We start from the raw sequence: 26,600 nt of genomic DNA, 5'->3' as shown, positions 1-26,600 counted from the left end.
CTGCCCGGTCCGAGCCCGTGCTTCGGATCGGGCAGTTTCGCGTTTGTGCGCGGCATTCCCGTTCCGGTGCTGGTGGAGTTCGGAGGGGAATCTCCACCCGTGGTGGATACGGGTGTGACGACTCGGTGACCGCCCGCCGAAGGGGGGCGGGCGGCACCGGATCTCGTATTACTTGGGCGTCACATGCTTCGGGAAGACGACTTCCGGCTCGGGGAGAGCCGTGCCCGGGACCAGCGGGGTGGAGACGTCGGCGAAGGTGCGCTCGGGGGCGGCCAGCAGGTCGAGGATCTTGCCCGCCGAAGCGGGGATCACCGGCTGGACCAGGATCGAGACGATGCGCAGGACTTCCATGGTCACGTAGAGGATGGTGCCTTCGCGGGCGGTGTCCTCGGGGGTGCCGGCCTTGGCCAGGGTCCAGGGGGCCTGGGCGGAGAAGTAGCGGTTGGTCTCGCCGAGGGTGAGCCACAGCTGTTCCAGGCCGAGATGGATCTGCTGCTGGTCGAATTCGGCGCGGACCTTCTCGAGCAGGCCGTTCGCGCGGTCCAGCAGGGCCTTGTCGTCCTCGGTGAACTCACCGGGGGTGGGGACCACACCGGCGAAGTCGCGGCCGACCATCTTCAGGCAGCGCTGGGCCAGGTTGCCGTACTCGTTGGCCAGGTCGGAGTTGATCCGGCCGATGATCGCCTCTTCGCTGTAGGAGCCGTCCTGGCCGTAGGAGATCTCCCGCAGCAGGAAGAAACGGAGGGCGTCCAGGCCGAAGGTGTCGACCAGCTCCATCGGGTCGACCACATTGCCGACCGACTTGGACATCTTCTCGCCCTTGTAGTTGACGAAGCCGTGCACGAAAACCCGCTTCGGCAGCGCGATTCCGGCGCTCATCAGGAACGCGGGCCAGTACACGGTGTGGAACCGCGAGATGTCCTTGCCGATGATGTGCAGATCCGCGGGCCAGTACTTCTGGAACGAGGCCGAGGAGGTGTCGGGGTAGCCCGCGCCGGTGAGGTAGTTGGTGAGCGCGTCCACCCACACGTACATGACGTGATCGGGATGCCCGGGCACCGGAACGCCCCAGTCGAAGGTGGTGCGCGAGATCGACAGATCCTTCAGGCCGGCCTTCACGTACGAGACGATCTCGTTGCGCCGCGTCGCGGGCGCGATGAACTCCGGCTGCGTCTCGTACAGTTCGAGCAGCTTGTCCTGGTACTTGGACAGGCGGAAGAAGTAGTTCGACTCCTCGGTCCACTCCACCGGGGTCTTGGTGTCGGTGGAGATGCGGGTGCCGTCCTCGAGGACGGTGGTCTCCTCCTCGGTGTAGAACGCCTCGTCGCGCACCGAGTACCAGCCGGCGTAGGTGTCGAGGTAGATGTCGCCCGCGGCGACCATCTGCTCCCAGATCGCGACCGACGCGGCGAGGTGGTCCTCGTCGGTGGTGCGGATGAAGCGGTCGAAGGAGATGTCGAGCGCCTTGTCCATGTTCTCGAAGACGTCGGAGTTGCGTGAGGCGTACTCCTGCTCCGAGAGACCCGCGGCCTTGGCGGCCTGCTGCACCTTCTGGCCGTGCTCGTCGGTGCCGGTCATGTAGAACACATCGAAGCCGTCCAGCCGTTTGAAGCGGGCCAGGGCATCGGAGGAGATGTACTCGTAGGCGTGCCCGATGTGCGGTGCGCCGTTCGGGTACGCGATGGCCGTGGTGACGTAAAAGGCGGGGCGATCGGATGCGCTCATGGTGTGTCTACTCTATCTGCGTGTCCTTCGTCGCTCGCGTGAATATCCCCGTCCATGAGTAGCCGCCGACCTGCGCCCGAACCGCCGGAGCCGCTGTCGCCGCTGATCGACGCGCACACCCACATCGACGCCTGCGGGGCCACCGATCCGGAATCGGTTGCGGCGCTGGTGGACCGGGCCCGTGCGGTGGGCGTGCGAGAACTGGTCACGGTCGCCGACGATCTGGAGGCCGCCCGCTTCGCGGTGCGCGCCGCCAACTGGGACGACCGCGTGTACGCCGCCGTCGCGCTGCACCCGACCCGGGCCAACCACCTCGACGACGCCGCCAAGGCCGAGCTGGAGCGGCTGGCCGCCGATCCGCGCGTGGTCGCGGTCGGCGAGACCGGCCTGGACTACTACTGGCCGGGCAAGCTGGAGGGCTGCGCCGACATCGAGGAGCAGGTCGAGGGCTTCCGCTGGCACATCGACCTGGCCAAACGGCTGGGCAAGCCGCTCATGATCCACAACCGCGAGGCCGATCACGACCTGCTGGCCGTGCTGATCGACGAGGGCGCGCCCGACGAGGTGATCTTCCACTGCTTCTCCTCGGACGCGAACATGGCGATGGCGTGCGTGGAACAGGGCTTCGTGCTGAGTTTCTCGGGCACGGTCAGTTTCAAGAACGCGCACGAATTGCGTGAGGCCGCGAAACTGGTTCCGGACGAACTGATTCTGGTGGAAACCGACGCGCCGTTCCTGACGCCGCACCCGTTCCGGGGCGCGCCGAACGAGTCCTACATGCTGCCGTACACGCTGCGCGCGCTGGCGGAGCTGCGCGAACAGGATCCGGTGCAGCTGGCCAAGATCACCACGGCGAACGCGCGCCGCGTCTACGGGATCTGAGGGGGCCGCGGAAACGCGGCCGCCGCACCTTTTTTCGTCTGCGCACGGCTCCCGCGTTGCCATCGGTACGAGTTGAATCGGTGTGGCTCGGCTCACTAAAATCTGCCGCGATCGTGATTCACCTGCGGTTCGATATCGGGTCGTGACCCTCGTTTCCGCAGTACCACCGCGAGTGGTTGTGATTCACCGACCCCCTCGTTATCGTATTGTGACCATGCCGGGATTTCCGATGCACGCTTTGGCGAAGATCAACTCGTCGCGTTCCCCGATGTTGTACGGGGCGATCGCGGCGATGCTCGTCACGCTCATCGTCGGCGCGGGTGTCGCCATCATGAGCAAGAAGCAGGTGACCTTCGTCGTCGACGGCAAGGATTTCGTCGTGTCCACCATGCGCGGCGACGTGCGCGGCGCGCTGGCGGACGCCGGCTACGGCATCTCCGGCCGCGACGACGTGTCCCCGTCGGCGGGTGCGCGCATCAGCGACGGTTCCACCATCACGCTGAACCGCGCCCGCGAGGTCTCGCTGATCGTGGACGGCACCCCGTCCAAGGCGTGGACCACCGCGCTCACCGTGGCCGAGGCCGTGGTGAAGCTGAATCTGCCCGGCGACGTCTTCACCTCGCCCGCGCGCCCGACGCCGCTGCCGCTGGTGGGCGCGCAGCTGCTGATCACCAACCCGCGCACGGTCGAGCTGAGCGACAACGGTTTCGCCCCCGCCCTGGTCCGGCTGGCCGCGCCGACCGTCGGGGAACTGCTGCAGGTGCAGGGCCGCCCGCTGGTGAACCAGGATTTCGTGGTCCCGGCCGCCGACACCCCGCTCACCGAGGGCATGAAGATCACCGTCACCCGCAAGATCGTGCAGAACCGCACCGAGCGGGTGCCGCTGGATCCGCCGGAGAACACCATCGAGGATCAGTCGCTCAATATGAGCCGCACGATCGTCGAGAACGCGGGCGTACCGGGCACGCAGGACGTGACTTTCGCGGTCTCCATCGTGAACGGCCAAGAGGCGGGCAAGGATCCGATCAAGTCCACCGTGATCGTCCCCGCGCAGCCCAAGACCGTGCGCCGCGGCGCCAAGCCCGGCACCGAGGTCCCGGATGTCAAGGACGGCCGCACCTGGGATGCCCTGGCCAGCTGTGAGTCCGGCGGCAACTGGGCGATCAATACCGGCAACGGTTATTTCGGTGGCATCCAGTTCGACCAGAGCACCTGGGAACGGCAGGGCGGCACCCGCTACGCGCCCCGCGCCGATATGGCCACGCGTGAGGAGCAGATCGCCATCGCCGAGGTGACCCGCGCCCGTCAGGGCTGGGGTGCGTGGCCCGCGTGTACCTCGCGGCTGGGAATCAGCTAGTCCGGACCCCTCATCGGTCCGGACAGCCACATCGATCGGGTCGAACTGCTGTCCCGCGCGTGCGGACAGTGGACTCTCACCGGGGATGTCGGTCCCGCGAATCAGGGTGTTACCGGAGATTTCTTCCGTGTGGTCAGCGGAAAGTGGATTCGAGACAGCTCATCAGGTCCGCGGTGTCGGCCGGGCGCCGGGCGTAGCCGAGGTACCCGTCGGGCCGGATGACGAAGGCCGAGCGGCGCGCCGCCCGGTAGACGCGCGCGAATTCACCTGCGGTGTCGCGGATCAGCGGGAGGGTGGTCGCGTCCGCCACCGCGGCCGGGGTGGCGATCAGGTACACGTTCAGGTGGCAGCGGGTGGCGGCTATCGCGGTGGTGGCCAGCTCTTCCAGTGCGCGCAGGTCGGATTCGGTGGTGGTGTCGTCCGCGTACAGCAGCAGGGTGTGCCGGGTGCCGTCGAGCAGGGCGAACAGCCGGAGGTCGAAGGCGACGGCGGCGCGGGTGAGGCCGCGGGCGTCGGGGGCGCGGGCCCCGGCGCGCGGGGCGGGCTCGTCGGCGGGGGAGGCCGCCACGATCGGGCTGCCCGCGTAGTCGATGAGCAGCTGGGCTTCGCGGCGCAGCACGTAGTCGGGGTCGGTGGAGTCCGCGCCGATGCCTTCGCGGGCGCTGCGGACCGTGCGGCCGACCACCTCCTCACCGACCGGTCGGCGTTCGGCGTCGTAGGAGCCGAGCAGCGCGGGGGAGGCGTCGCCGTGGACCGCCAGCGCCAGTTTCCAGGCCAGGTTGTGGGCGTCCTGGATGCCGGTGTTCATGCCCTGCGCCCCGGTGGGCGGGTGGATGTGGGCGGCGTCGCCGGCCACGAAAACCCTGCCGTGGCCGTAGGAGTCGACGATCCGGTGACTGATCCGGAAGACCGAGGACCAGCGCAGATGCGAGACCAGCGCCGGTTCGGGGGCCAGCCGGTCGACGACCGCTTGCAGGTCGTCGATCTCGGGCGTCCACCCGGTGGTGAAGCCGTGCTCGACGCCGTCGCCGGTCTGCTCGCCCGAGTGGCCGTCGGGCAGCAGCATGGAGATGCGGTACCGGTGCAGGCCGGGCAGCGGGATGCAGACCAGCACGTCGTCGATGACGCCGTCGGTGCGGTGGCCGGCGCGAATGTTGTAGCCGCGCGGCATGTTCCAGCCGAGTTCCACATCGCCGAGCATGTACTGCTCGGCGAACGCGGCCCCTTCGAACGACAATCCCAGCGCCTTGCGGACCGCGCTGTGCGCGCCGTCGCAGCCGACGAGATACCCCGCCCGCGTGGTCGTGGCGCCGGTCCCGTTCTCCAGCGTGACCGTGACCCCGTCGGCGTCCTGCTCGAAAGCCGTTACCCGCGTGCCGCGTTCGATGACGCCGCCGAGTCCGGTCAGCCGGTCCCGCAGGATCCGCTCGGTCTCGTACTGCGGCAGCCCGACGAAGCCGTACGGCACGTCCGGCGGCAGCGTCAGCTCCATCCGCCCGTCCGGTTCGCCGTTCATGTAGGCGAGTTGCCCGCGCAACGGTATTGCGGCGTCGAGGATTTCCCGCACCACGCCCATCTGCTCGAACACCTCCAGCGCGCGCGGCTGGATGCCGACGGCCTTCGCGTACTGCGGTGGTTCGAGCAGCGGGTCGACGATCCGGCACGGCACGCCCCGGCGACGCAGTTCGATGGCCGCGGTCAGCCCGACGGGTCCGGCGCCGGCGATGATTACCGCGGTGTCGTCGTCCACGGCGTCGACTCGGTCGGCGAGGCGGGTGCGGTGGTGTTCGTAGCGCTGTCACGTTGTGCCGGATCGGGTCCGGACAGGGCGTTGGGGCCGTAGAAGGTCGGCAGCATGGCCTTCACCAGCACCAGGGCCGATCCGTCGCCGCTGGGTACCGCCGCCAGGTTGGTGGCGACCACGATGGTGAGCCCGGACTCCGGGTCCGACGCCATGTAACTCATGAAGCCCGGCAGCTGGCCGTCGTGCCCGAATTGGTGTTCACCGAATCGCACCAGGCCCAGGCCGTATCCCGCCAGTGTGGGAATGTCCGGGTTGATCGGCTGGACGCTGTCCATCCGCATCTTCTGGAACTCGGCGTCGAGCAGCTTGCCCTCGACGAGGGCCTTGGTGAAGGTGGTCATGTCCTCCACCGTCGAGATCGCGGCCCCGGCGGCCCAGGCCCAGGAGGGGCTCGAGGTGGTCGAATCGTTCGGTTGCAGGGTGCCCGCCAGCGCCGCCGCCCGCTGGTCCGGGGACAGGGCGTAGGTGTCGATGGTGGAGACCATGGTGCCGAAGGTGTAGCCCTGCGGGTGCGGATCCGGGATCGAGGAGTCGCTCACCGCCGGGAACGAGGTGTTCTTCAGCCCGAGCGGCTCGAAGATGCGCTGGCGCAGGGCATCCGCCAGCGGCATCTTCGCGACCTTCTCGATGATCAGCCCGAGCAGGATGGTGTTGGTGTTGGAGTAATCGAACTTCTCGCCCGGCGGGAATCGGACCGGGTGCGCGAAGGCGATGGCCAGCAGCTCCTCGGGGGTCCACACCTTCTGCGGGTCCTTGTCGACCTCGACGCTCAGGTCGCGGTCGAAGGTGTAGTTGTAGAGGCCGCTGCGCATTTCGGCGAGCTGAGCGAGGGTGATCTTGTCGCCGTTGGGCACGCCCGGCCAGTGCTTGTCGACCGGATCGTCGAGGGAGAGCTTGCCCTCCTGGGCGAGCTGCATGAGGACCGTGACGGTCATGGTCTTGGTATTGCTGCCGATCCGGAAATGGTCGTCCACCCGGATGGGGTCGTCCTCGCCGATGGTCCCGGTCCCGAAGGCGGCCTTCCAGCTCCCTTCCTCGGGCGAGGTGATCATGACGACCGCGCCCGGAATGACGTTGTCCTTCATCGATTTCGTGATGAGGGGGCGCAGCTTCGCGGCGTACGCCGGTTCCTTGGATCCGTTCGAGTCCGGGGACCCGGTGGTGGATTCCTTCGATCCACCCGAGTCCTTCGAGGACTCGCATCCCACCGCCGCGGTCAACCCGATGGTGGCGACAAGCACTCCGAAACTCCGCCGGTTTCCCATGACGCTCCGTCCGGGTCCGATGTTCGTGGCTAGGAAGTGCCTGCCAGCCTAACTCCGTACCGACTGGTCCTGATCGAAATCGGGTCCGCTACATCAGCGCGCCGCCGTCGACCCGCAGCTCGGTGCCGGTCATGTAGCGGCCGTCGTCGGAGGCCGCCATGGCGACCACGCCCGCGATGTCCTCCGGCTTGCCCAGCGCGCCGCCCTCGATCCAGCCGGGCAGCCGCGCCATGAGCGACCAGTCCGCGTCGGCGGGCAGCGCCAGACCGGAGGTGATGCCGGTGCTGATGCCGCCGGGCACGATATTGACCGCGCGCAGGCCCTTCTTCACGTATTCGAGCGCGATGGAGTGGGTCAGCGCGTTCACGCCCGCCTTCGACGCGGAGTACGCCGCCATGTACGGGTTGGACCCGAACGCCGAGGTGGAGGAGAAGTTCACGATCACGCCGCGGCCGGATTCGATGAGCGCGGGCAGCGCGGACTGGATCATCAGGAAGGTGCCGGTCAGGTTGACCGAGATGACCTTGTTCCAGTCCTCGAGCGGCATCTCGTGGGTGTGCGCGGCGCGCAGGATGCCCGCGGCGTTGACCAGAACGTCCAGGCCGCCGAGGAATTCGAGGGCCTCGGCGGTGACCGCGCGGACCGACTCCTGGTCCGCGATGTCGATGGTGAGGGTGCGCAGGCGTTCGCGCTGCGCGGCGGGGGCGGCGTCGACGGTGGCGGCCAGTCCGGCCTCGTTCACATCCGCGGCGACCAGCTGGGCTCCCTCGGCGAGCAGGCGCAGGGCCACGCCCTGACCGATGCCCGATCCCGCTCCGGTGACAATGACTCGACGACCTTCGTATCTGCTCGACATGGCGAGAAATTAGAACAAGTTTCAAAGCGCGTCAATGGGTTGTGCGTCGGATACTGTCCCGCTATTTGCCAGAGTGTTCACATATTTGAACGACAGTCCAGTAGATAAACTCCTTCGCCGTATGCGTTGGGCAATTCGGGTCGGGACCTGATGGAGGATTCATGCGTTCGGTTGGTTGGCGTACTCGTGCCTGCACGGCGGCTCTCGCGGCAGCCGGTGCCCTGCTGGTGATCCCGGGCGGCCCCGCCCACGCCGATCCCGGCACCGCCTTCGCCACCAGCGCGCTCCCCGACGGCTTCCGGGGCCTGTCCAACGGCACCATCATCGACTACTGGACCACCCGCTCCAACGGCGAACCGGTGAAAGCCAGTGGCGCGCTGTTCGTTCCGCCCGGCCCCGCGCCCGAGGGCGGCTGGCCGATCATGGCCTACGACCACGGCACCTCCGGCATGGGACCGGGCTGCGGCGGTCAGACCGATACCACCCACCTCACCCGGCCCACCGAGGACAAGTTCCTGCAGTACCTGGTGAACAAGGGCTTCGCCGTGGTCGCCCCCGACTACCTCGGCCTGGGCCGCTTCGACACCGGCCCGCACCCGTACCTCGAGATCGGCACCGAGGCCGGCTCGACCATCGACCTGCTGAAAGCCGCACGCGCACTGAACCCCTCGCTGTCGCGCAGCTGGGCGGTCACCGGCTTCTCGCAGGGCGGCCAGGCGGCGCTGGGCACCGCGCACCTGCAGGCCGCCACCGCACCGGATCTCGACTTCCGCGGCACCATCACCGTCGACCCGGAATCGGATCTGGAGAAGATCACCCCGTTCGTCGGCCCATGGGTGCCGGAGATCCCGGGTCAGGCCGGAACCGCGGTCAACGGTTTCGTGGTCAGCATGCTGGCCGGTCTGCGCGCCACGCACCCGGAGGCGAACGTCGACAGCTTCCTCACCGAGCGCGGCCGTCAGGCGCTCGACGAGTCGCAGAGCCTGTGCTTCGTCGACATCATGAAGAAGGTCGAGGGCATGGGCATCGGCGACATGCTGTCGCGGCCGCTGAACGATCCCGCGTTCCAGGCGGCCATGAACCAGTACATGACCGTGCCGGTCAACGGCTACGACGCGCCGATCCTGTTGCTGGTCAACGCGACCGACACCACCGTGCCCTCCCCGCTGCACGCCGCGCTGGCCGCCCAGTTCGCCGCCAACGGCGTCGACTTCTCCACGGTGGTCGGCACCGGCACCCACACCCAGCTGAACCCGGCCATGTGGGATGCGATCGGCGCCTTCACCGATCGCATCCTGTCCACCCCCACCCTGTCCTGACCCGGGAGGTCCGGCCCGGACCGGCTATTTCGGGAACCAGTTGTAGTCCGGCGCGCAGGTGATGTCGGCGTCCGGGCGGACGCCGGTGGCCAGGTAGGTGTTCACGGCGTCGTTCACGCACGGGCTCAGACCGTCGCGGAACGACGCGTGAATTCTGGTGTCCGCCAAGGTGATCAGCCGTGACTTCGGGAGCTTCGCGTGCAGCGCGAGGCCCTCGGCGTACGCGGTGCGGGTGTCGTGGACATTGGCCAGCATCAGCACCGGGGTGTCGTTGCCGATCTCGGTGGGCTGCTCCACCGGGTCCGGCCAGAAGGCGCACGCGGTGATGTTGTTGGCGAACGCGCCGAACACCGGCTGCGACGCCCGGGCGGCCTCGACATTGTTGTAGTACCAGGCGGGATCGCGGGGCGCGGCCTTGTCGCCGCACATGATGGCGGCCATGGCGGCGGCGTCCAGCGGCACCACCGAGAAGATCTTGGCCTGCAGGGCGTCCATGTCGATCGGGCCGCCCGCGACGCCGCTGGCCACCATGGTGAGGATCTCGGCGAGGTTCGGGTTGAACTGCGGATTGGGCAGCAGCGCAACCAGAATCATCGGGATGGTGTGCTCGTCGACGAGGAAGCCGCTGCCGTAGATCTCGTGGCCCGCGGACCGGCGGATCAGGTCCTCGACCCAGCCGCGCACCGCCGCGGGGGTGGTGCCGAAGTGGTAGACGTCGTCGTGGCGGGCGGCCCAGGTGGCCCAGTCGTCGAGCGCCCACTCGTTGATCGCGCCCATGTCCTGATAGAGGCCGATGTAGTAGCGGTCCGGGTCGATGGGGGAGTCGAGGACCATGCGGTCGACGCGGTCGCCGAACAGCTGGGTGTACACCGCGCCCAGGTAGGTGCCGTAGGAGGCGCCGAAGAAGTTGATCTTCTGCTCGCCCAGCACGCTCCGGATGACATCCATGTCGCGGGCGGTGTTGCGGGTGGTGATGTGGCGGATCTTGCCCGGGTCGGTGGCCACGCAGGCGCTCGCCATGCCCGCGGCCACCGTGGCGTCGCGGGCGAAGCCGAGGACGTCGAAGCCCGCCGAGAACAGAATGGTGGGAATCGGAATCGTGCAGTTGACCTTGTCGGAACGGCCGATGCCCCGCGGGTCCATGCCGATGATGTCGTACTGCGCGCGCACGTCGTCGGACAGGTTCGTCAGATAGTTCGCGGGCATGCGCAGGCCCTGGCCGCCCGGACCACCCGGGTTGGTCAGCAGGATGCCGCGGCGGCGCTCCGGATCGGTGGCCTGGACCCGGGAGATGCCCAGGGTCAGGGTGCGGCCGCCGGGATCGGCGTAGTCGAGCGGAACGACCACGCCCGCGCACTGCGCGCCCGCCTTGTCCAGGATCTTGTCATTGCAGGCCTGCCAGTTCACCGTCTGATGCGTGAAGCGATCCGGCGCGACGGGCGCTTCCGCGTGCACCGGGCCCGCGGGCAGGGTGGCGGCCGCCGTCACCAGCGTCGCGCCCAGAACGAACCGTCGAATCCGCCGAGCGGGCATGCACTCTCCTCCAAGGTCGTGGTTGCCGGGTGGCGACGCTACCCGGACGTGTGGCGAAAAAGCCTGAGACGTGGGGTTTTTGGCCCGACGCGCGTGTCCGCCACGCCGTGCGGACGCTGCGGCGAATTTTCGGCGAACCCGATCGATAGACTGCGCCGATCCCGCTCGAGACCGCTCCGATCCAGCTCGTCGTCCCCTCGCCGGAGGAATCATGCGTGCGCTCGTTCGAACCCTGGCCGTCGCGACCCTGACCCTCGGCGGGATGCTGAGCGCCCCGATTCTGCCCGGCAGTCCGGCGCTCGCCGAAAGCAGCACGGCCGCAGGGACTCTCATCGCCGCGACCGCCCACCCCGACGGCTGGCATCAGCTGTGGGGCGGTTCCTCGCTCGAATACTGGACCACCCGATCGAACGGCGAACCCGTACGGGCCAGCGGCGCGCTGTTCGTGCCCGCCGGAACACCGCCCGCGGGCGGCTGGCCGATCATGGCCTGGGATCACGGCACCACCGGTATGGGCCCGGCCTCCGATGTGGAGAAGGCGCTGCCGATCACCGTGCCCTCGCCGCTGCACGCCGCGCTGGCGGCCCAGTTCGCCGCCAATGGGGTCGACTTCTCGACGGTGGTCGGGACCGGCGGCCACACCGAGCTGAATCCGCAGATGTGGGCGGCCATGGACGCCTTCACCGACCGCGTCTTCGCCGCCCCGACGGTGTCCTGACCGGGGTGTCGGCGCGAGTGATCCGCCCAGCTTGATAGGTTTTCCAGAATGTCCGAACCCGAAGTCGCCGGTCGTGGAAAAGCCGCCCTGCTGGGCCCCGCCGAAGTGCGTGAGCTCGCCGAGCGATTCGGGGTCCGCCCGACCAAGCAGTTGGGGCAGAATTTCGTCCACGATGCCAATACGATGCGCCGCATCGTCGCCACCGCGGGAGTGACACGCGGGGACACCGTGCTCGAAGTCGGGCCCGGTCTCGGATCGCTGACCCTCGCCCTGCTCGACGTGGTGGATCGCGTCATCGCCGTCGAGATCGATCCGACCCTGGCCACGCATCTGCCGCAGACCGTCGGGGCGCGCGCTCCCGAACTCGCGGACCGGCTCACCGTCGTGCCCATGGACGCCATGAAGGTCACACACGCCGACCTGCCCGCCGAGCCGACCGCGCTGGTCGCCAACCTGCCCTACAACGTCGCGGTGCCGGTGCTGCTGCACCTGCTGGCCGAATTCCCGAGCATCCGGACCACGCTGGTCATGGTGCAGCTCGAGGTCGCGGATCGGCTGGCGGCCACGCCGGGCGGGCGCATCTACGGCGTGCCCAGCGTGAAGGCGGGCTTCTACGGCACCGTGCGGCGCGCCGGAACCGTTGGCCGCCAGATCTTCTGGCCGGTGCCGCAGGTGGAATCCGGGCTGGTCCGCATCGACCGGTTCGACAACGTGCCCTGGCCGCAGGACGACGCCTTCCGGCAGCGGGTGTTCGCCGTGGTCGACGCGGCGTTCGCGCAGCGCCGCAAGACCCTGCGCGCGGCCCTCGCGGGCTGGGCGGGCTCGGCCGCGGAGGCCGAGAACCGTCTCACCGCGGCCGGTATCGCGCCCACCGCGCGCGGTGAGACGCTCGATACCGCCGCTTTCGTTCGTCTGGCTCAACAAGGCTGACTCCCCGCAGCCGGCCGAGTCCGGGGACTCTCAGATTCCGCTGGGGAAGGTGAGGGTCTGCAGGCCCGGCCACACGTCGGCCCACGGGTGCTTGGGTTCGCGGCACACGTAGACGGTCATCAGGCGCTCCAGGCCGGGCAGGCCGTTCGGGTCGTTGATCTTGGTGACCTCGGTGGTGGAGTTGAACTGGGCCAGGAAGTCCTTGTCGCCCACGCCGTCCACCGACAGGTAGACGATGGTGCGGTAGGAGTCCGACGGCGGGCCGAAGTAGCCGAAGCCGCGGTTCGGGCTGAACACCGGCGGCATGTTATAGTCGCGGCCGAATTCCTCCAGCGCGCTGGCCTGCACGTAAGCAGCGGCGACCACGGCGGTGTTGCCGCGCTCGGCTTCCGGCAGTCCGGCCACCGCGTCGGCGACCGCCTTGGTGAAGGTCTCGTATCCGGCCGGGCCGGTGAGCGATTCACGCTGCCAGTACTGGGCCTGGTCGGTGATCGGCTTGTCGATGCCGGTGAAGTCGCGCGCCCACTCCCAGCTGTAGGGGACCGGGATCGAGGCCATCCACGCCGTGAACATGACCGCCGACAGCACCGCCACGGCATTGACCCACTTGCCGATCTGCTTGCGCGCCTCGACCGTGCTCAACGCGAACGCGCCCGCGCCGACCAGGGCGGGCCAGAAGCCCGCCACGTAGTAGGAGCGACCGTTCTCGACCAGGACGATGATCAGCAGGCCCAGGCCCGCGATCAGCGCGAAACGGTAGGGACGCAACGCCTCCAGCCGGGTGAGGCCCCACAGGCCGAAGATGCTCAGCAGGCCGCCGAGCAGACCGCACTGGACGGCGATCTCGATCGCGCAGATCAGCGGACCGGTATTGGCGGCGTACTGCTCCTGGGCGATGATCTCGGTCATCTGCGATTCCACCCAGCCGTGCTGCACCTGCCACACGATGCCGGGGACCATCGACAGCGTCAGGATCGCGGTGCCGACGTACAGCGCCGGGCGGCGCAGCAGTTCGCGCGGGCCCGCGATCAGCACGCCCAGGCCGAGCAGCGCCCACACGCCGGGCATCATCCACTTCGCCTGGAACGCCAGCGCCGCCGCCACGCCCGCGACGATCAGCAGGTAGTCCTGCCGCGTGCGCACCCAGCGGATGAGCAGCCAGATGATGGCCGCCTGCAAGGGAATGTCGAAGGTCAGCGTGATCAGCTGCATCTGGTTGAAGGCCAGCGGTGACACCGCGTAGGCCGTCGCGGCCAGCACCTGATACCGCGCGCTCGCACCCAGCTCCCGGGCGGTGGCGGCCGCGACGACCGCCGCGGCGGCCATCAGCAGCAGCGCCGGAATGCGCAGCGCCAGCACCGAACCCGGGGCGATCAGATCCATCACGTGCGCCACGAACGGCGCCAGCGGACCCTGATCCGGGTAGGCCCAGGCGAGCCGTCGCCCGGCCGCCAAGAAGTACAGCTCGTCGCCGAAGTAGTTGATCCGAGCCGCGGGGAGGCCGAGCACGGCGGCGAACCCCAGCGAGACCGCCAGGACGCCCTTCCACGCGAACGGATGCACCCGCCGATCGGCGACCGGCTCGACGGCGACCAGCTCCGGCGCCACATCGGTGGTTGACACTATGCCCTCCCAGGGAACACAAAAACGCCCGGCGAAACCGAAAGTCGGCAAGGCCGGGCGTCGATCACGCAGCAGAATATCCGCAAACCCCCCGTGCAGTCGCCCCGAACTTTCAGGGGCTTGCCGCCCCCTCCGCAGCAATCCGCCTCCCGGCGCCCGGGTTCGCCCCCTCCTCACGGAGTCTCGGCCCGCCCTGTCGGACGGTCTTCAGCACCCCTCCAGCTACCCCTGTGAACGGCCGCTGAACACCGTAAACGCCGGTGCCGAACGAGCGCTCTCGCGGATTCCCGCCACCGGTGCGCGCCCACCGATCGGGCGAAAGTGACCGCGCTCATCCTGTGTGGATTTGTCTCAAATGCGACAAGTCACACATGTGCCATTCGGGTGTGCCTGCGGCCGTCGCGATCTCGTCGCACGGAACCGCGAGTGTGTCTCAAAAATGTCTCACGATGCTGTCTCGGAGCCGTCGCCGGTGGGTATTGCGAGATACCGGTAGACGGTCGCGCGGGATACGCCCAGCTCGGCGGCGATCTCGTCGACGGTGTGGTCGCCCGAATCCCGCATGCGCTGGGCGGCGGCCATCATCGCCGAGGTCATCGCGCCGGGACGGCCCCGGGCCGGACGGCGGCGGGGCGTCTCGGGCGCTCGGGCGGGGGTGGCGGTCCGCCGGGGTGGTGGCGTGTTCAGGAGTTGTTGCGCGCCCTCGAGAATCGCCGCGCGCAGCTCCGGCTCGGGATGGTCGGCGAAGATGACCACCGGGTCGCTGAGCGCGGCGTACACCTGCGTGGCCCGCACCCGCTCGGCGAAGTCGGCATCCGGTCCGGCGATCACCTCCTGAGCGGCCAGCGCGATGTCACGCAGCCGCGCGTAGGTCGCGTTGTCGGCGGACAGCGCCTCGTCGTGCAGCTGCATCCGCAGTACCCGCGCGTGCCGCAGCCAGGTGTCGATGAGTCCTTCCGTCACGGCCCACTGCCGCTCGGCCGAGTCCGGGAGGCTCTGGACCGATTCGAGCAGGGCTTCGGTCTCGGCCAGAAGGGGCTCGACCAGGGCGGCGACGATGTCGCTCTTGCTGGGGAAGTGGTAGAGCACGGCGGTTTTCGTGAGGCCGACCTGCTCGGCGATCTCCCGCACCGATACCGCGTGGTACCCGCGTTCGACGAACAGCGCGAGCGCGGTGCGCAGGATTCGGGCCCGTGAGTCGTCGGTCATGTCCCAGCACCCTACCCGTTGACTGACCAACGGTCAGTGGCTTACAGTCGAGACTGACCGTCGGTCAGTATTTTTGAGATAGGGATGGTTATCATGTCGAACGAGCGAATTCTGATTTCCGGCGCCGGGATCGCGGGTCAGGCCCTGGCGTATTGGCTCGCCCGCCACGGGTTCCGGCCGACCGTGGTCGAGCGGGCGCCGCGGCTGCGGACCGGCGGCCAGGGCGTGGACATTCGAGACCAGGCGATCGAGGTCGTCGAGAAGATGGGCGTCATGCCGCGGGTGCGCGCGGCGGCGGCCGACGTGGCCGGCATGCGGTTCGTCCGCGCCGACGGCCGCGAGATCTCCCGCGTCGACATCGAGGGCATCAAGACCGAGAACGGCAGCGCCGAGGTGGAGATCATGCGCGGCGATCTGGTGCGGATTCTGCACGACATCACCGCCGGCGCAGTCGAATACCGCTTCGATGACGCCATCACCGCGCTGGATCAGGACAACGACGGCGTGACCGTCACCTTCGCGAACGGACCCGCCCGCCGCTTCGACCTGGTGGTCGGCGCCGACGGCCTGCACTCCACGGTCCGCAAACTGGCCTTCGGGCCGGAATCGGACCACGTGCGCTTCATGGACCACTACTTCGCCTTCGGCAATGCCGACGCGGATCTGGGCCCCGACCGGTGGGTCACCATGTTCAACACCCCCGGCCGCATGACCGGCGTCTACCGATCGGGCAACCACCCGCAGGCCAAGGCCTACTTCATGTTCCGCAGCCCCCGGCGCGACATCGACCTGCGCGATCAGCAGGCCGCCCGCGCCCTGCTGTCCGCCGAGTTCGGCGACGAGAACGACTGGCACGTATCGGGATTGCTCGCCGGCGTCCTCGCCGACCCCGACGCCTACATCGACGCGCTCGGCCAGGTCCGTATGGAGTCGTGGTCCAGCGGCCGGGTCGTCCTCGTCGGCGACGCGGCCTACTGCGCCTCCCCGGTCTCGGGGGCGGGCGCGGAGATCGCCCTGATCGGGGCCTACCGGCTCGCCGGAGAGCTGGCGGCCGCCGGCGGTGACCACCGAATCGCCTTCGACCGGTACGAGCGGTCGCACCGCCCGCTGATCACCCGCAAACAACAGGTCGGACCCAACCTCCGGCTGATGGTGCCGAAGACCCGGCTGGGGATGGCCGTGCGCAACACCGTCACTCGCCTGCCGCTGCTGGAGTCGATGTCCGGCATGGAGCGCATCATGTCCCCGAAGGCCACCGACCGGCTCCCCGACTACGAGTCGGCAGCCGATACCGCCAGGTGAAAGCCCGGCTCACCGGTCCTTGTGGCACACCGCTTCCAGCATGACGCCGTCGTACCCGCGCCAGAACGTGGCGTAGTACGGCGGCGGATACTGCGGGAAGGACTGTGGCGTATGGATGATCTCGTCGCCGCGCCCCGAGGCCCAGTCGTGCACCCGGTCGACATCGGCGCGGGTGGGGACCATGAACGCGAGATGCTGCAGTCCCGCCCGCTCGGGGGAGTAGCCCGGCTCCGGGGCCGGGTAGAAGAACAGATAGGTGCCGACCTTGCCGCCCGCGGGCCAGTACGCGAACTGCGTATCGTCGGCCAGCAGCTTGTCGTAGCCGATCAGCGGCATCAGCTGGTCGTAATACTGTCGCGCCGCAACGAGATCGGTGACATTGACGCCGAGGTGTCCCAGAGGCATGGTCGGAATCTACGCGATGTTCTCTACACGATCTCCGCAATCGGTCCCGGGGCATCCACAGCGGGTCGACAAGTTGCGATCCGAGGGACGGCCGGCGGAGGTCGTCTCTTGGCCAATTCCGTTGCGGTAGTGAGTGATATCGCGTCGTGTCGGTGGGTTCTGACATGCTGACGGGCATGAGTTCGAGATTGTCGGTCGATGTGTCGAGCGAGCGGGTGTTCACCGCGGTCACCGGTTCGGGGATGCTCGCGCTGTGGGATCCGGCCGCGTTCACCCATGTCGTCGATTACGACAGCTGGGAAGTGGAGTTGCTGGATGACGAACCGGTCGTCGAGCACATTCGCGGCGGTCGGCTGGTGCCGCTGAACATCCTGTCCGACGGGCGATTCGGGGTGCTGGTGCGGCAGGGCGCGGCGGGTGAGCTCACCGAGCGCGAGCGGCAGTACGCGCAGAACTCCTCCGAGCCTTACCTGTTCGTGTCCACGGGTGTTGCCAAGATCAGCGGCATCGAGGAGGTCGGCTCGTTCGATGAGGAAGAGTCCACGGTGGCCGACATGAAGCCGACCGAGATCGACCTTCCGGCAGGCTCGTACGCCGTGACCGTCCACCTCCTCGACTGGGAAGCGGAACCCGGCGCGACGGACGACAAGGGCGACGCCACCCCCACCGCCCTCCCCGACTTCGTGGTCCTGATCGCACCCGCCGACGGGGGATCGTTCCGCGCCGACATCGAAACCTTCGACGACCTCGACTGATCGGCGGCCGCCGCGGACCTGTGGTTTGATGGCCGAGTGATGTTGATGACGCAGTCGTGGTGGCAGCCGAGGTTTCGGCGGCTCTGACTTGCGTGTGTGTCGGCTGCCGGTGCGGTGGTCGACGCGTCTCGCGTCACTCGGCTGACGCAGCGGTGGCCTCGAAATGAGAGGTCCGGATTCATGTCCCTGGAAGAAGTGCGCGGCGAGATCGACGCGATCGACGCGCGGATCATCGAATTGCTCGGCGCCCGGCAGCAATTGGTGATGCGCGCGGCCACGTTCAAACGCAACGAACACGAGGTCCGCGCCCCGGACCGCCGCGTGCGGATGATGGTCCGCCTGCGTGAGCTGGCGGTGCGCCACGGCGTCGAGCCGACATTGGTCGAGCGGGTCTACAACACCCTGATCGACGGATTCATCGAACTCGAGCAGCAGCGCCACCGCGCGCTCATCGCGGGGGAAGTGGCCGGTTCAGCCGCGCCGCGACCGGTAGAGACGCAGCCCAGCGCGTAATAGGGACGGTGCGAGGAGACGGGCGGATCCCCGGAAACCGCTGACGCGCCCGCCTTCTCCCCGCGCCGATCGACCAGCTCCTTCATCAACCGCGTGGCAGGCCCGCCCACATCCTCGAAATCCATCCCGCGATTGTTCCGCGGAACCGGACACGCCCGCCGAGTCCTCACCACCCGCCGCCGAGCCCTACCTGATCAACCGAACCGGCTGGCTTTCGAGGTGAGAGCCGCGCGACCGCGCGGGGTGATCCGCCAGCGCCCGCGCGGGTGACTGGGAACGATCAGGCCACGGGATTCCAGGTGCGCCAAGGCGTTGCGCGCACGCCAGGTGGTAAGCGTCGCGGCGACCTGAACTTGGGCGGCGGAGAGTGTGCGGTCGGGACTGAGTGCGATGAGAACGGCCACCTCGGCGGGGGTCATGGGTGAATCTCCTGTGTGGATGACTGGGGATGGTTTGAGCGCGAGCGTGTTCGGCTTCGGTTCCGGCGGTGGCGACCGGTTGGTAGGCCGGGGCGGCTGGGGACTTCGAGGAATCCGCCGGTGGTGGTCGAGAGCCGGAGGTGGTCGGCGGTCGCGCTGCGGTTCTCGAGGTGGAAACCCCACCACGACCACACGATCACGCCGCCGCACAGGGCGGCGATGGTCATCAGGGCCCATGCGTCCCAGGGCATTACGGTCCCTCCTTGTCATCGGTGATGCGGTGAGCGTCACCGGGCACGGCGGGTCGCGCCGCACACCCCGGAGGAACCCGTGGAAATTCTGCGAACCCGCAGTTCCCAGCCCGGGAGGGTCGTACGCTGGTTCCCGGAATGGGAAGACCTCAGGGCCGTTGCGGACCAAGGGGGTAGCCGTTGTCCGAGGATCACAGCGCCGGTTCGACATTGCCGCGCCGCCAACTAGGCCGCGCGCTTCGCGAGGCCCGGGAGGGATTGGGCCTCACCCTCGAGCAGGCCGCGAAACACATGGAGTGGGGCAAGTCCACGCTCGGGCGGGTCGAGAAGGGACAGGCCGAACGGGTTCGTACCCGCGAGGTCGCTGATCTGTGCCAGCTCTACGGTCTGTCCGACGAGCGCACCGAAGTAATGAAGAACCTTGCGGCCCAGGCCAGTACACGATCGTGGTGGTACCCGTTCACCGATCTGATCGCGGCCGGGTTCAATGTCTATCTCGGGTTGGAAGCCGGGGCGGCCGGACTGTCCTTCTACCAGCCACTGGTGGTGCCCGGGCTACTTCAGACGGCCGAGTACGCCCGCGCGATGGACCGTGCCTATTTTCCACAGGAGAGTCCCGCGGAAATCGACCGCCGGATCGAACTCCGTACCCGCCGGCAGGCCATTCTCCAGCGGAAACGCAACCCCGCCAAAGCCGATGTCTTGGTTCACGAAGCCGTGCTCCGCACCGTGGTGGGTTCCCCGCAGATCATGACCGCCCAACTGCGGCACCTCGCCGATCTGGGGACGGCCGAGAACATCTCGATTCGGGTGCTGCCGTTCCGCACCGGCCTTCCTCTCGGAGTCGGGATGGCTCCGTTCGTGATCCTCGATTTCGCGGTGGATTCGCGTGGCGGCGTGGAACCTACCGTCGTCTTCGCCGAGAATTACACCGGCGGAATGTATTTCGAAGAGCGGGGCGACGTCGACAGGTACCGTGCGGCACACCGGACGTTGACGGATGCCGCGCTCGAGGCGGATATCAGCCGGTCGCTGCTGCGGGAAATGGCGAGGAGATTCGAAAGTGAACGATGAACTGTCCCAGGCGGAATGGTTCAAGTCCAGTCGATCCGGCGGCGGTCAGGAATGCGTCGAGGTCGCATTCCTGCGCCGGGGTGGGGTCGGGGTCCGTGATTCCAAGGACCCCGGTGGGCCCGCGTTGGTGTTCACCGGCGAGCAGTGGGATCGGTTTCTCGCCGGTGGGGTGTGGGAGCGGTAGTTACGCCGAGATGGACAGGCCCTGGAGGATGGCGGTGGGGGCGCTGCCGTCGCTGTCGTTGCGGGTGGTGATGGTGAGCTGGACCAGGTACTGGCCCTTGTCGGAGTCGGCGATGATGTAGCGGTTGTAGGCCCACAGGGTGAGGTTCTGGACCTCGTAGGTGCCGGTGATGGCGGCGGAGGGGAGGCCGTCGTAGTCCGCGGTGTCGGTGTCGATGTCCTTCCAGGCGGGGAGCTGGCGGGCATCGGCGAAGGCGTGGCTGAGGAGTTCGGCGGCGTCGACGGCGGGGGTGAAGGTCGCCACCAGGAGAACCGCGTTGTCGGCCCAGCCGTCGACCGGCGGCTGGGTCCAGACCCCGAAGGAGCCGGGGAACATCTGCGGCGGGACCTGCTGCCAGCCTTCGGGAACGCCGACGGTGACCTTCGGCGCGCCGGGGGCCGCGGGGTCGACCGGGGCGGCCTGGATCTGGGCGGAGGCCAGGTATTCGGCGATGGTGGTCAACGAAGCTCCTCGAGAGGGGGCGGCGGTGGACACCCGACATTCAACACGATGACAGCGAAGCGTTGGGCGACGACCGCGACGGGCCGCCCGGATCGTGCGATCCGAGCGGCCCGTCGCCGTGACTCACCCGCCGAAGCGGCGCAGCCGCAGGCTGTTGCTGACCACGAACACGCTGGACAACGCCATGGCGGCGCCCGCGAGCATCGGGTTCAGCAGGCCGGCGGCGGCCAGCGGGATGGCCGCCACGTTGTAGCCGAACGCCCAGAACAGGTTGCCCTTGATGGTGCGCAAGGTGGCGCGGGACAACTTGATCGAGGTCGGCACCGCCCGCAGGTCGTCGCGGACCAGGGTGAGGTCGGCGGCCTGGATGGCGACATCGGTGCCGGTGCCCATGGCCAGACCCAGATCGGCCTGGGCCAGGGCGGCCGCGTCATTGACGCCGTCGCCGACCATGGCGACCACCTTGCCCTCGTCCTGCAGCTTCTTCACCACGTCCAGCTTGTCGCTGGGCAGCACCTCGGCGATGACCTCCGCGATGCCGACCTGATCCGCCACGGTGCGGGCGGTGGCGGCATTGTCGCCGGTCAGCAGCACGGGGGTGAGGCCGAGCGCCTTCATCTCCGAGATCGCCTGCGCACTGGTCGGTTTCACGGCGTCGGCGATGACCAGCACGCCGCGCGCCTGCCCGTCCCAGGCCGCCACGATAGCGGTCTGCCCGGCCTGCTCGGCGCGAGTCTTGGCGTCCGCCAGGACTTCCGGCACCGTGATCGACCAGTCCGCCATCAGCTCGGTGCGCCCGATGACCACGGCCCGCTCGCCGACCAGACCCTGCACGCCCTTGCCGCCGTGGCTGACGAACTGCTCCACCTTCTCGGTGTCGAGTCCGCGCTCGGCCGCGCCGGCGACCACGGCCTTGGCGACCGGGTGCTCGGAGCCGTGCTCGACGGCCGCGGCCACCGACAGCAGCTCGTCGGCATCGACGCCGGACGCCGGAATCGCTTCCGCCAGCGTCATCTTGCCGGTGGTGACGGTGCCGGTCTTGTCCAGCACCACGGTGTCGATCCGCCGGGTCGACTCCAGCACCTGCGGGCCCTTGATCAGGATGCCCAGCTGCGCGCCGCGCCCGGTGCCCACCAACAGCGCGGTGGGCGTGGCCAGGCCGAGGGCGCACGGGCAGGCGATGATCAGCACCGCCACGGCCGCGCCGAACGCGGTCGCCACCGCCGCACCGGTGCCGAGCCAGAAGCCCAGCGCCGCCACCGCGATCGCGATGACGATCGGCACGAACACACCGGCCACCCGATCGGCCAGCCGCTGCACCGGCGCCTTGCCGTTCTGCGCGTCCTCGACCAGCGAAGCCATCTGCGCCAGTTGGGTATCCGCGCCGACCCGGGTGGCGCGCACGGTCAGCAGACCGCCCGCGTTCACGGTCGCGCCCACCACCTGATCGCCGGGACCCGCCTCGACCGGCACCGATTCACCGGTCAGCATGCTCATGTCGAGCGCCGAACTGCCGCTCACCACAACGCCGTCGGTGGCGACCTTCTCGCCGGGACGGACCAGGAACTCCTCGCCGACCCGCAGATCGCCGATGGGAATCCGGGTCTCGACGCCGCCGCGCAGCACCGACACGTCCTTCGCGCCCAGCTCCAGCAGCGCCCGCAGCGCGGACCCGGCCTTCTCCTTGGACCGCACCTCGAAATAGCGGCCCGCGAGAATGGCCGTGACCAGGGTGGCCGCCACCTCGAAGTACAGCGCCGAGGACGAATCACCGCGCTCGATGGCGAAACTGAACGGGTGCTTCATGCCGGGCATTCCGGCATTGCCCCAGAACAGGGCGTACACCGACCAGCTGAACGCCGCCAGCGTGCCCAGCGAGATCAGCGTGTCCATGGTGGCCGCGCCGTGCTTGGCGTTCACCCACGCGGCCCGGTGGAACTGGGACGCGCTCCACACCACGATGGGCGCGGTCAGGGTGAGCGAGAGCCACTGCCAGTTGGTGAACTGGAAGACCGGGAACATGCCCATGGCGACCACGGGCACCGCGAGCGCGAGCGTCACCAGCAGCTTGTGCCGCAACAGATCCGCCGCCGTCGGGCCCGAATCGGTCTCTGCCGCCTCGGTTTTCACCGGTTCGGTGTGGTGCACGGCCGCGGTGTAGCCGGTGTCGACGACCTTGGCGATCAAGTCATCGGCGGTCACCGAGTCGGGGAAGCTGACCTTCGCCTTCTCGGTCGCGTAGTTGACCGACGCTGTGACGCCGTCCATCCGGTTGAGCTTCTTCTCGATCCGGGAAGCGCAGGAGGCGCAGGTCATTCCACCGATATCGAGTTCGATCGAACGCTCGGGAGCCGGGGCGCTCATGAGTGACCTCCTCCGTGTGATGCGGGCGCACCCGAAGCGGGTGCGGCGGTGGATGCTTCGCCGGTGAATTCCGCGGTGTGGACCGCGCCGCCGTGCTGGAAGTCCAGGTACAGGCGGTACTTTCCGTCGCTGGGCGCTTCCGCGTGGAAGGCGACGTCGGGGCCGGGGGCGGTCTTGCCGACCTCGCCCTCGGGGTGGACGTGCAGGTAGGCCAGGTCCGTGGCCCGCAGGGCTACCAGGTGCGCGTAGGCGCCGAGGTAGGGCTGCAGGTCGGTCACCGGCTTGCCGTCCCGGGTGACGCCGAAGGTCAGTTCGCTGCCCGCGGTGGTCAGATCACCGGTGAGGGTGACCCGGTACCCGTCCACGTCGGCGGTTCTGGCGACCGGCGGCAGCGGCTTGTCGGTCACATTGCCCGCCACCGCGACGGTGCGGCTCAGGACCAGTTCGCCGGGCCCGCCGGCGGGGGAGAAGTCGGCGAACACCCGGTAGCTGCCGGGCGCGGCCCACTTCCAGTCCAGCGACCAGGTGCCGTCGGCGGCCCGGGTGGGATGCACGTGCCGGAACTGGCTCGCGTCCGAGCGGACCACGATCAGGTGCAGGTCCTTGTCGTGGAGATTGTCGTATCGCGTGACGGTGCCCTGCGGTCCGGTGATCCGGAAGCGCAGTGCGCCTTGCTGATCGGGGGTGGCCGGGGCGCTGATCTCACCGAGGGTGTAGCCGGAGAGGCTGTCCTGCAGGCCGGTCGGCGCGGCGGTCTCGTGCTGGGAGTGGTCGGCGGCCTCGGCCGGGGCCGCGCCGGACCGGTCGCCCACCAGGGCGCCGATGCCGAGCGCGGCTCCGAACAAGACGACCAGTCCGCCACCGAAGGCGGCGAACTTCAGTCGATCGTTCACCTGGCCACCTCGTAACCCGCTTCGTCGACGGCGTCGATCACATCGGCGTCGGCGAGCTCGGCGGCCGACTCGATCTTGACCAGGCCGCTGGCGAGATCCACATCCACGCTGGTGACACCGTCGATCTTGCCGATCTCCTTCTGCACCGAACCGACGCAGTGGCCGCAGGTCATCCCGGTGACGGTGTAGGTGCTGGTGGCCATGGTGGTCTCCTTAGCTCGCTTCTCATACGGTGAGGGGGTATCCTCGACACCGAGAAACATACCCCCCATGGGTACCTGACGCAAGCGGTTGGTCCGAGAAATTCACGCGGGCCAGGCCAGCATGGCCAGCGCGGCCACTCGCCGCAGCTCGTCCTCGTCCGCGCCGTCCCGCGCGGCCTGCGACATGCCCTGCATGACGGCCCCGGTGTAGCGGGCCAGGGCTCGGGCGTCGGTGTCGGCGGGCAGGCGTCCGGCCGCCACGTCCTCGCGGATCCGCCGCTCGAAGGCGTCGATATTGTCGTTGCGCAGCTTCTGAAGTAGTTGCAGCACTTCATGATTGGTGGTGTTGGTGCCCGCGTGGATGACCAGGCAGCCGGGGGGCCGGCCGGGTCGGGCGTATTCGGCCGCGGCCTCCCGCAGGGTGCGCTCCGCGGCGGTGCGGGCGGTCGGTTCTTCCGTGAAGGCGCGTGCCGCGAAGCCGCCGTAGCTCATGCCGTAGGCGGTGAGGACCTCGTCGAACAGTTTCCGCTTGTCGCCGAACGCCGCGTACAGGCTGGGGGCTCCGATGCCGAGCGCCTTGGTCAGGTCGCTGACCGAGGTGGCCTCGTAGCCGCGTTCCCAGAACAGCCGCAGCGCCTGGTCGAGGGCGGCGTCACGGTCGAACGAGCGGGGGCGACCCCGGGTGGTTGTGGCCATGTCGGCGATTTTATAACGACCGCTACACATGTGTTATCGTCGCTTTCTGTAGCGGTCACTAGAGAATGTGGCCGACGAACGAAGGACGAGGTCATGGGCGCACTTTCCGGTAAGACGGCACTGGTCACCGGCAGCGGACGCGGAATCGGGCGCGCCATCGCGCAGCGCCTCGGCCGCGACGGCGCGCGGGTCGGCGTCCACTACAACGGCAACGCGGCCGCCGCCAAGGAGACCGTCGCGAGCATCGAGGCCGCGGGCGGCCAGGCCTTCGCGTTCGCCGCCACCCTCGGCGTGCCCGGCGACGCCGACGCGCTGTGGACCGCCTTCGACGCCCACGCCGACGGCCTGGACATCCTGGTCAACAACGCGGGCATCGACGGCGTCCGGGAACCCATCGGGGGTACCTCGGAGGAGGCCTTCGACCGGGTCTTCGCCGTCAATACGAAATCCCCGTTCTTCGTCACCAAGCTGGGCCTGGACCGGCTGCGCGACGGCGGGCGCATCGTCAACGTCTCCACCGGGCTCACCCACGGCGCGGGCATGCCGGAACTGCTCGCCTACACCATGACCAAGGGCGCGATCGACGCCTTCACCTCGGTGCTGGCCAAGGAGGTCGGCGCGCGCGGCATCACCGTCAACGCGGTGGCGCCGGGCGTGGTGGACACCGACATGAACGCCGACTGGCTGCGCAACGACGCGACCATGGCGGCGGTCTCGGCGAAGTCGCCACTGAATCGCGTGGCCGAGCCCGCCGAGATCGCGGATATCGTCGCGTTCCTGGCCTCCGACGACAGCCGCTGGGTCACCGGCCAGTGGATCGACGCCACGGGCGGTGCGCTGCTCTGAGCACCATTAGGCTTGGCGCGTGCTGTCAGTTGTGCCGAGCCCGGTGATCGTGCGTGCCCCGTCGAAGGTGAATCTGCACCTCGGGGTGGGTGACCTGCGCGAAGACGGGTACCACGACCTCACCACCGTCTTCCAAGCCCTTTCGCTCAGTGACGATCTGGAGATCGCCCCGGCCGCCGCCATGCGGGTCAAGGTGACCGGCGAGGGCGCCGACGAGGTGCCCACCGACCGCACCAACCTGGTCTGGCAGGCGGCGGTCCGGCTCGCCGATCAGGCGGGCCGGGCCCCGCTGGTGGAAATCGGGATCACCAAGGGGATTCCGGTGGCCGGCGGGATGGCGGGCGGCAGCGCGGACTGCGCCGCTGCCCTGGTCGGGCTGAACGACCTGTGGGAGCTCGGCCTCAGCCGGGCCGAATTGTCCGACATCGCAGCCGAACTCGGCAGCGACGTCCCGTTCTCCCTGCACGGCGGCACCGCGCTCGGGCGGGGCCGCGGCGAGAAGCTGCTCCCGGTGCTGTCCCGCAACACCTTTCACTGGGTGCTGGCCCTGGCCAAGGACGGCCTGTCCACCCCGGCCGTCTTCAAGGAACTCGACCGCCTGCGCGAGGCCGGCGACCCGCCGCGCCTCGGCAGCCCCGAGGACCTGCTCCAGGCCCTGGCCTCCGGCGACGCGACCCAGCTCGCCCCGCTACTAGGCAACGACCTCCAGGCCGCCGCGCTCTCGCTCAAGCCCGACCTGCGCCGCACCCTGCGGGCCGGCGTCACCTCGGGAGCCCTGGCGGGCATCGTCTCGGGTTCCGGCCCGACCTGCGCCTTCCTGTGCGAGAGCGAGGAGGCCGCGGTCGCCGTCGCCGCCGAGCTCGCGGGCGCCGGCGTCGCCCGCAGCGTCCGCACCGCCCACGGCCCGGTCCCGGGCGCGCGCCGCATCACCGATCCGCTGGATGCCGCCAAGCGCTGACCGAAGGACGGTCAC

The 26,600-nt window shown here is 68.8% G+C and carries 26 protein-coding genes; 12 read left to right on the top strand and 14 right to left on the bottom strand.

What is annotated here, in order from left to right; genetic code table 11:
• Window positions 1-168: 168 nt before the first annotated feature.
• Complete coding sequence (gene metG / locus ACWEOI_RS09825) at window positions 169-1,725, bottom strand: methionine--tRNA ligase (protein WP_452359400.1); 1,557 nt, start codon at window positions 1,723-1,725, stop codon at window positions 169-171.
• Window positions 1,726-1,779: 54 nt separating this feature from the next.
• Here metG and ACWEOI_RS09820 point away from each other — a divergent pair, with 54 nt between their 5' ends.
• Together ACWEOI_RS09820 and ACWEOI_RS09815 are read left to right on the top strand one after the other, a co-directional pair.
• On the top strand, window positions 1,780-2,607 hold the full coding sequence (locus tag ACWEOI_RS09820; RefSeq protein WP_433668394.1) for a YchF/TatD family DNA exonuclease: 828 nt from the start codon (window positions 1,780-1,782) through the stop codon (window positions 2,605-2,607).
• A gap of 229 nt (window positions 2,608-2,836) precedes the next feature.
• Entirely contained in the window at window positions 2,837-3,964 is a 1,128-nt protein-coding gene (locus ACWEOI_RS09815) for a transglycosylase family protein (protein WP_452359399.1), read from the top strand.
• 133 nt (window positions 3,965-4,097) lie between these two features.
• On the opposite strand, the gene ACWEOI_RS09810 is transcribed toward ACWEOI_RS09815, so the two are convergent.
• The 3 genes from ACWEOI_RS09810 to ACWEOI_RS09800 all read right to left on the bottom strand — a co-directional run bounded on the left by ACWEOI_RS09810 (window position 4,098) and on the right by ACWEOI_RS09800 (window position 7,889).
• Complete coding sequence (locus tag ACWEOI_RS09810) at window positions 4,098-5,714, bottom strand: FAD-dependent monooxygenase (RefSeq protein ID WP_452359398.1); 1,617 nt, start codon at window positions 5,712-5,714, stop codon at window positions 4,098-4,100.
• Window positions 5,693-7,033, bottom strand: a complete 1,341-nt coding sequence (locus ACWEOI_RS09805) for a serine hydrolase domain-containing protein (RefSeq protein WP_452359397.1) — start codon at window positions 7,031-7,033, stop codon at window positions 5,693-5,695. Before ACWEOI_RS09805 ends, ACWEOI_RS09810 begins: the two co-directional genes overlap by 22 nt.
• Before the next feature lie 88 nt (window positions 7,034-7,121).
• A complete protein-coding gene (locus ACWEOI_RS09800; protein ID WP_433668388.1) occupies window positions 7,122-7,889 on the bottom strand; it encodes an SDR family oxidoreductase in 768 nt (255 codons plus the stop codon).
• Between the two features lie 161 nt (window positions 7,890-8,050).
• On the opposite strand from ACWEOI_RS09800, the gene ACWEOI_RS09795 reads away from it, so the two are divergent.
• Complete coding sequence (locus ACWEOI_RS09795) at window positions 8,051-9,208, top strand: alpha/beta fold hydrolase (protein ID WP_452359396.1); 1,158 nt, start codon at window positions 8,051-8,053, stop codon at window positions 9,206-9,208.
• 24 nt (window positions 9,209-9,232) lie between these two features.
• Here ACWEOI_RS09795 and ACWEOI_RS09790 read toward each other — a convergent pair whose 3' ends face one another.
• Window positions 9,233-10,741 carry an alpha/beta fold hydrolase gene (locus tag ACWEOI_RS09790; RefSeq protein ID WP_452359395.1) on the bottom strand — a complete coding sequence of 503 codons (1,509 nt, stop codon included), beginning with the start codon at window positions 10,739-10,741 and terminating at the stop codon, window positions 9,233-9,235.
• A 211-nt stretch (window positions 10,742-10,952) separates the two neighbouring features.
• Here ACWEOI_RS09790 and ACWEOI_RS09785 point away from each other — a divergent pair, with 211 nt between their 5' ends.
• Together ACWEOI_RS09785 and rsmA are read left to right on the top strand one after the other, a co-directional pair.
• The gene (locus ACWEOI_RS09785; protein WP_452359394.1) at window positions 10,953-11,459 is read left to right on the top strand and encodes a hypothetical protein; all 507 of its coding nucleotides are present in this window, start codon (window positions 10,953-10,955) and stop codon (window positions 11,457-11,459) included.
• Between the two features lie 48 nt (window positions 11,460-11,507).
• Window positions 11,508-12,389, top strand: coding sequence for a 16S rRNA (adenine(1518)-N(6)/adenine(1519)-N(6))-dimethyltransferase RsmA (gene rsmA, locus ACWEOI_RS09780; protein WP_452359393.1), 882 nt, complete (start codon window positions 11,508-11,510; stop codon window positions 12,387-12,389).
• A 30-nt stretch (window positions 12,390-12,419) separates the two neighbouring features.
• Here rsmA and ACWEOI_RS09775 read toward each other — a convergent pair whose 3' ends face one another.
• Both ACWEOI_RS09775 and ACWEOI_RS09770 read right to left on the bottom strand, forming a co-directional pair.
• Window positions 12,420-14,012: a glycosyltransferase family 39 protein gene (locus tag ACWEOI_RS09775; protein WP_433668380.1), complete on the bottom strand. Its 1,593-nt coding sequence runs from the start codon at window positions 14,010-14,012 to the stop codon at window positions 12,420-12,422.
• Between the two features lie 444 nt (window positions 14,013-14,456).
• Complete coding sequence (locus tag ACWEOI_RS09770) at window positions 14,457-15,221, bottom strand: TetR family transcriptional regulator (protein ID WP_452359392.1); 765 nt, start codon at window positions 15,219-15,221, stop codon at window positions 14,457-14,459.
• A 93-nt stretch (window positions 15,222-15,314) separates the two neighbouring features.
• On the opposite strand from ACWEOI_RS09770, the gene ACWEOI_RS09765 reads away from it, so the two are divergent.
• Window positions 15,315-16,523, top strand: coding sequence for an FAD-dependent monooxygenase (locus ACWEOI_RS09765; RefSeq protein ID WP_452359391.1), 1,209 nt, complete (start codon window positions 15,315-15,317; stop codon window positions 16,521-16,523).
• A gap of 9 nt (window positions 16,524-16,532) precedes the next feature.
• Here the strand turns inward: ACWEOI_RS09765 and ACWEOI_RS09760 are convergent, their stop codons facing one another.
• The gene (locus ACWEOI_RS09760; protein ID WP_452359390.1) at window positions 16,533-16,928 is read right to left on the bottom strand and encodes a VOC family protein; all 396 of its coding nucleotides are present in this window, start codon (window positions 16,926-16,928) and stop codon (window positions 16,533-16,535) included.
• Between the two features lie 176 nt (window positions 16,929-17,104).
• Between ACWEOI_RS09760 and ACWEOI_RS09755 the strand changes: the two genes are divergently transcribed.
• Together ACWEOI_RS09755 and ACWEOI_RS09750 are read left to right on the top strand one after the other, a co-directional pair.
• Complete coding sequence (locus tag ACWEOI_RS09755) at window positions 17,105-17,683, top strand: hypothetical protein (protein ID WP_452359389.1); 579 nt, start codon at window positions 17,105-17,107, stop codon at window positions 17,681-17,683.
• A 180-nt stretch (window positions 17,684-17,863) separates the two neighbouring features.
• A complete protein-coding gene (locus tag ACWEOI_RS09750; protein ID WP_452359388.1) occupies window positions 17,864-18,196 on the top strand; it encodes a chorismate mutase in 333 nt (110 codons plus the stop codon).
• A gap of 194 nt (window positions 18,197-18,390) precedes the next feature.
• On the opposite strand, the gene ACWEOI_RS09745 is transcribed toward ACWEOI_RS09750, so the two are convergent.
• The gene (locus ACWEOI_RS09745; RefSeq protein ID WP_452359387.1) at window positions 18,391-18,615 is read right to left on the bottom strand and encodes a hypothetical protein; all 225 of its coding nucleotides are present in this window, start codon (window positions 18,613-18,615) and stop codon (window positions 18,391-18,393) included.
• A gap of 431 nt (window positions 18,616-19,046) precedes the next feature.
• On the opposite strand from ACWEOI_RS09745, the gene ACWEOI_RS09740 reads away from it, so the two are divergent.
• Both ACWEOI_RS09740 and ACWEOI_RS09735 read left to right on the top strand, forming a co-directional pair.
• The gene (locus ACWEOI_RS09740; protein ID WP_452359386.1) at window positions 19,047-19,940 is read left to right on the top strand and encodes a helix-turn-helix domain-containing protein; all 894 of its coding nucleotides are present in this window, start codon (window positions 19,047-19,049) and stop codon (window positions 19,938-19,940) included.
• Complete coding sequence (locus ACWEOI_RS09735; protein WP_433668371.1) at window positions 19,930-20,124, top strand: DUF397 domain-containing protein; 195 nt, start codon at window positions 19,930-19,932, stop codon at window positions 20,122-20,124. Before ACWEOI_RS09740 ends, ACWEOI_RS09735 begins: the two co-directional genes overlap by 11 nt.
• Here the strand turns inward: ACWEOI_RS09735 and ACWEOI_RS09730 are convergent, their stop codons facing one another.
• The 5 genes from ACWEOI_RS09730 to ACWEOI_RS09710 all read right to left on the bottom strand — a co-directional run bounded on the left by ACWEOI_RS09730 (window position 20,125) and on the right by ACWEOI_RS09710 (window position 24,781).
• Window positions 20,125-20,625, bottom strand: coding sequence for an LpqN/LpqT family lipoprotein (locus ACWEOI_RS09730; RefSeq protein WP_433668369.1), 501 nt, complete (start codon window positions 20,623-20,625; stop codon window positions 20,125-20,127).
• A gap of 123 nt (window positions 20,626-20,748) precedes the next feature.
• Complete coding sequence (locus ACWEOI_RS09725; RefSeq protein ID WP_452359385.1) at window positions 20,749-22,989, bottom strand: heavy metal translocating P-type ATPase; 2,241 nt, start codon at window positions 22,987-22,989, stop codon at window positions 20,749-20,751.
• A complete protein-coding gene (locus tag ACWEOI_RS09720; RefSeq protein ID WP_452359384.1) occupies window positions 22,986-23,882 on the bottom strand; it encodes a hypothetical protein in 897 nt (298 codons plus the stop codon). Before ACWEOI_RS09720 ends, ACWEOI_RS09725 begins: the two co-directional genes overlap by 4 nt.
• On the bottom strand, window positions 23,879-24,085 hold the full coding sequence (locus ACWEOI_RS09715) for a heavy-metal-associated domain-containing protein (protein WP_357092063.1): 207 nt from the start codon (window positions 24,083-24,085) through the stop codon (window positions 23,879-23,881). Before ACWEOI_RS09715 ends, ACWEOI_RS09720 begins: the two co-directional genes overlap by 4 nt.
• A gap of 102 nt (window positions 24,086-24,187) precedes the next feature.
• The gene (locus ACWEOI_RS09710; protein WP_452359383.1) at window positions 24,188-24,781 is read right to left on the bottom strand and encodes a TetR/AcrR family transcriptional regulator; all 594 of its coding nucleotides are present in this window, start codon (window positions 24,779-24,781) and stop codon (window positions 24,188-24,190) included.
• A gap of 93 nt (window positions 24,782-24,874) precedes the next feature.
• On the opposite strand from ACWEOI_RS09710, the gene ACWEOI_RS09705 reads away from it, so the two are divergent.
• Window positions 24,875-25,627, top strand: coding sequence for an SDR family oxidoreductase (locus ACWEOI_RS09705; protein ID WP_452359382.1), 753 nt, complete (start codon window positions 24,875-24,877; stop codon window positions 25,625-25,627).
• Window positions 25,628-25,646: 19 nt separating this feature from the next.
• Entirely contained in the window at window positions 25,647-26,585 is a 939-nt protein-coding gene (locus ACWEOI_RS09700; RefSeq protein ID WP_357092055.1) for a 4-(cytidine 5'-diphospho)-2-C-methyl-D-erythritol kinase, read from the top strand.
• The last annotated feature ends 15 nt before the right edge of the window (window positions 26,586-26,600 follow it).

Source organism: Nocardia sp. NPDC004340 (assembly GCF_053602575.1).
Note: the sequence above shows the minus strand (reverse complement) of the source record. Positions and strands in the feature narration are given on the sequence as shown.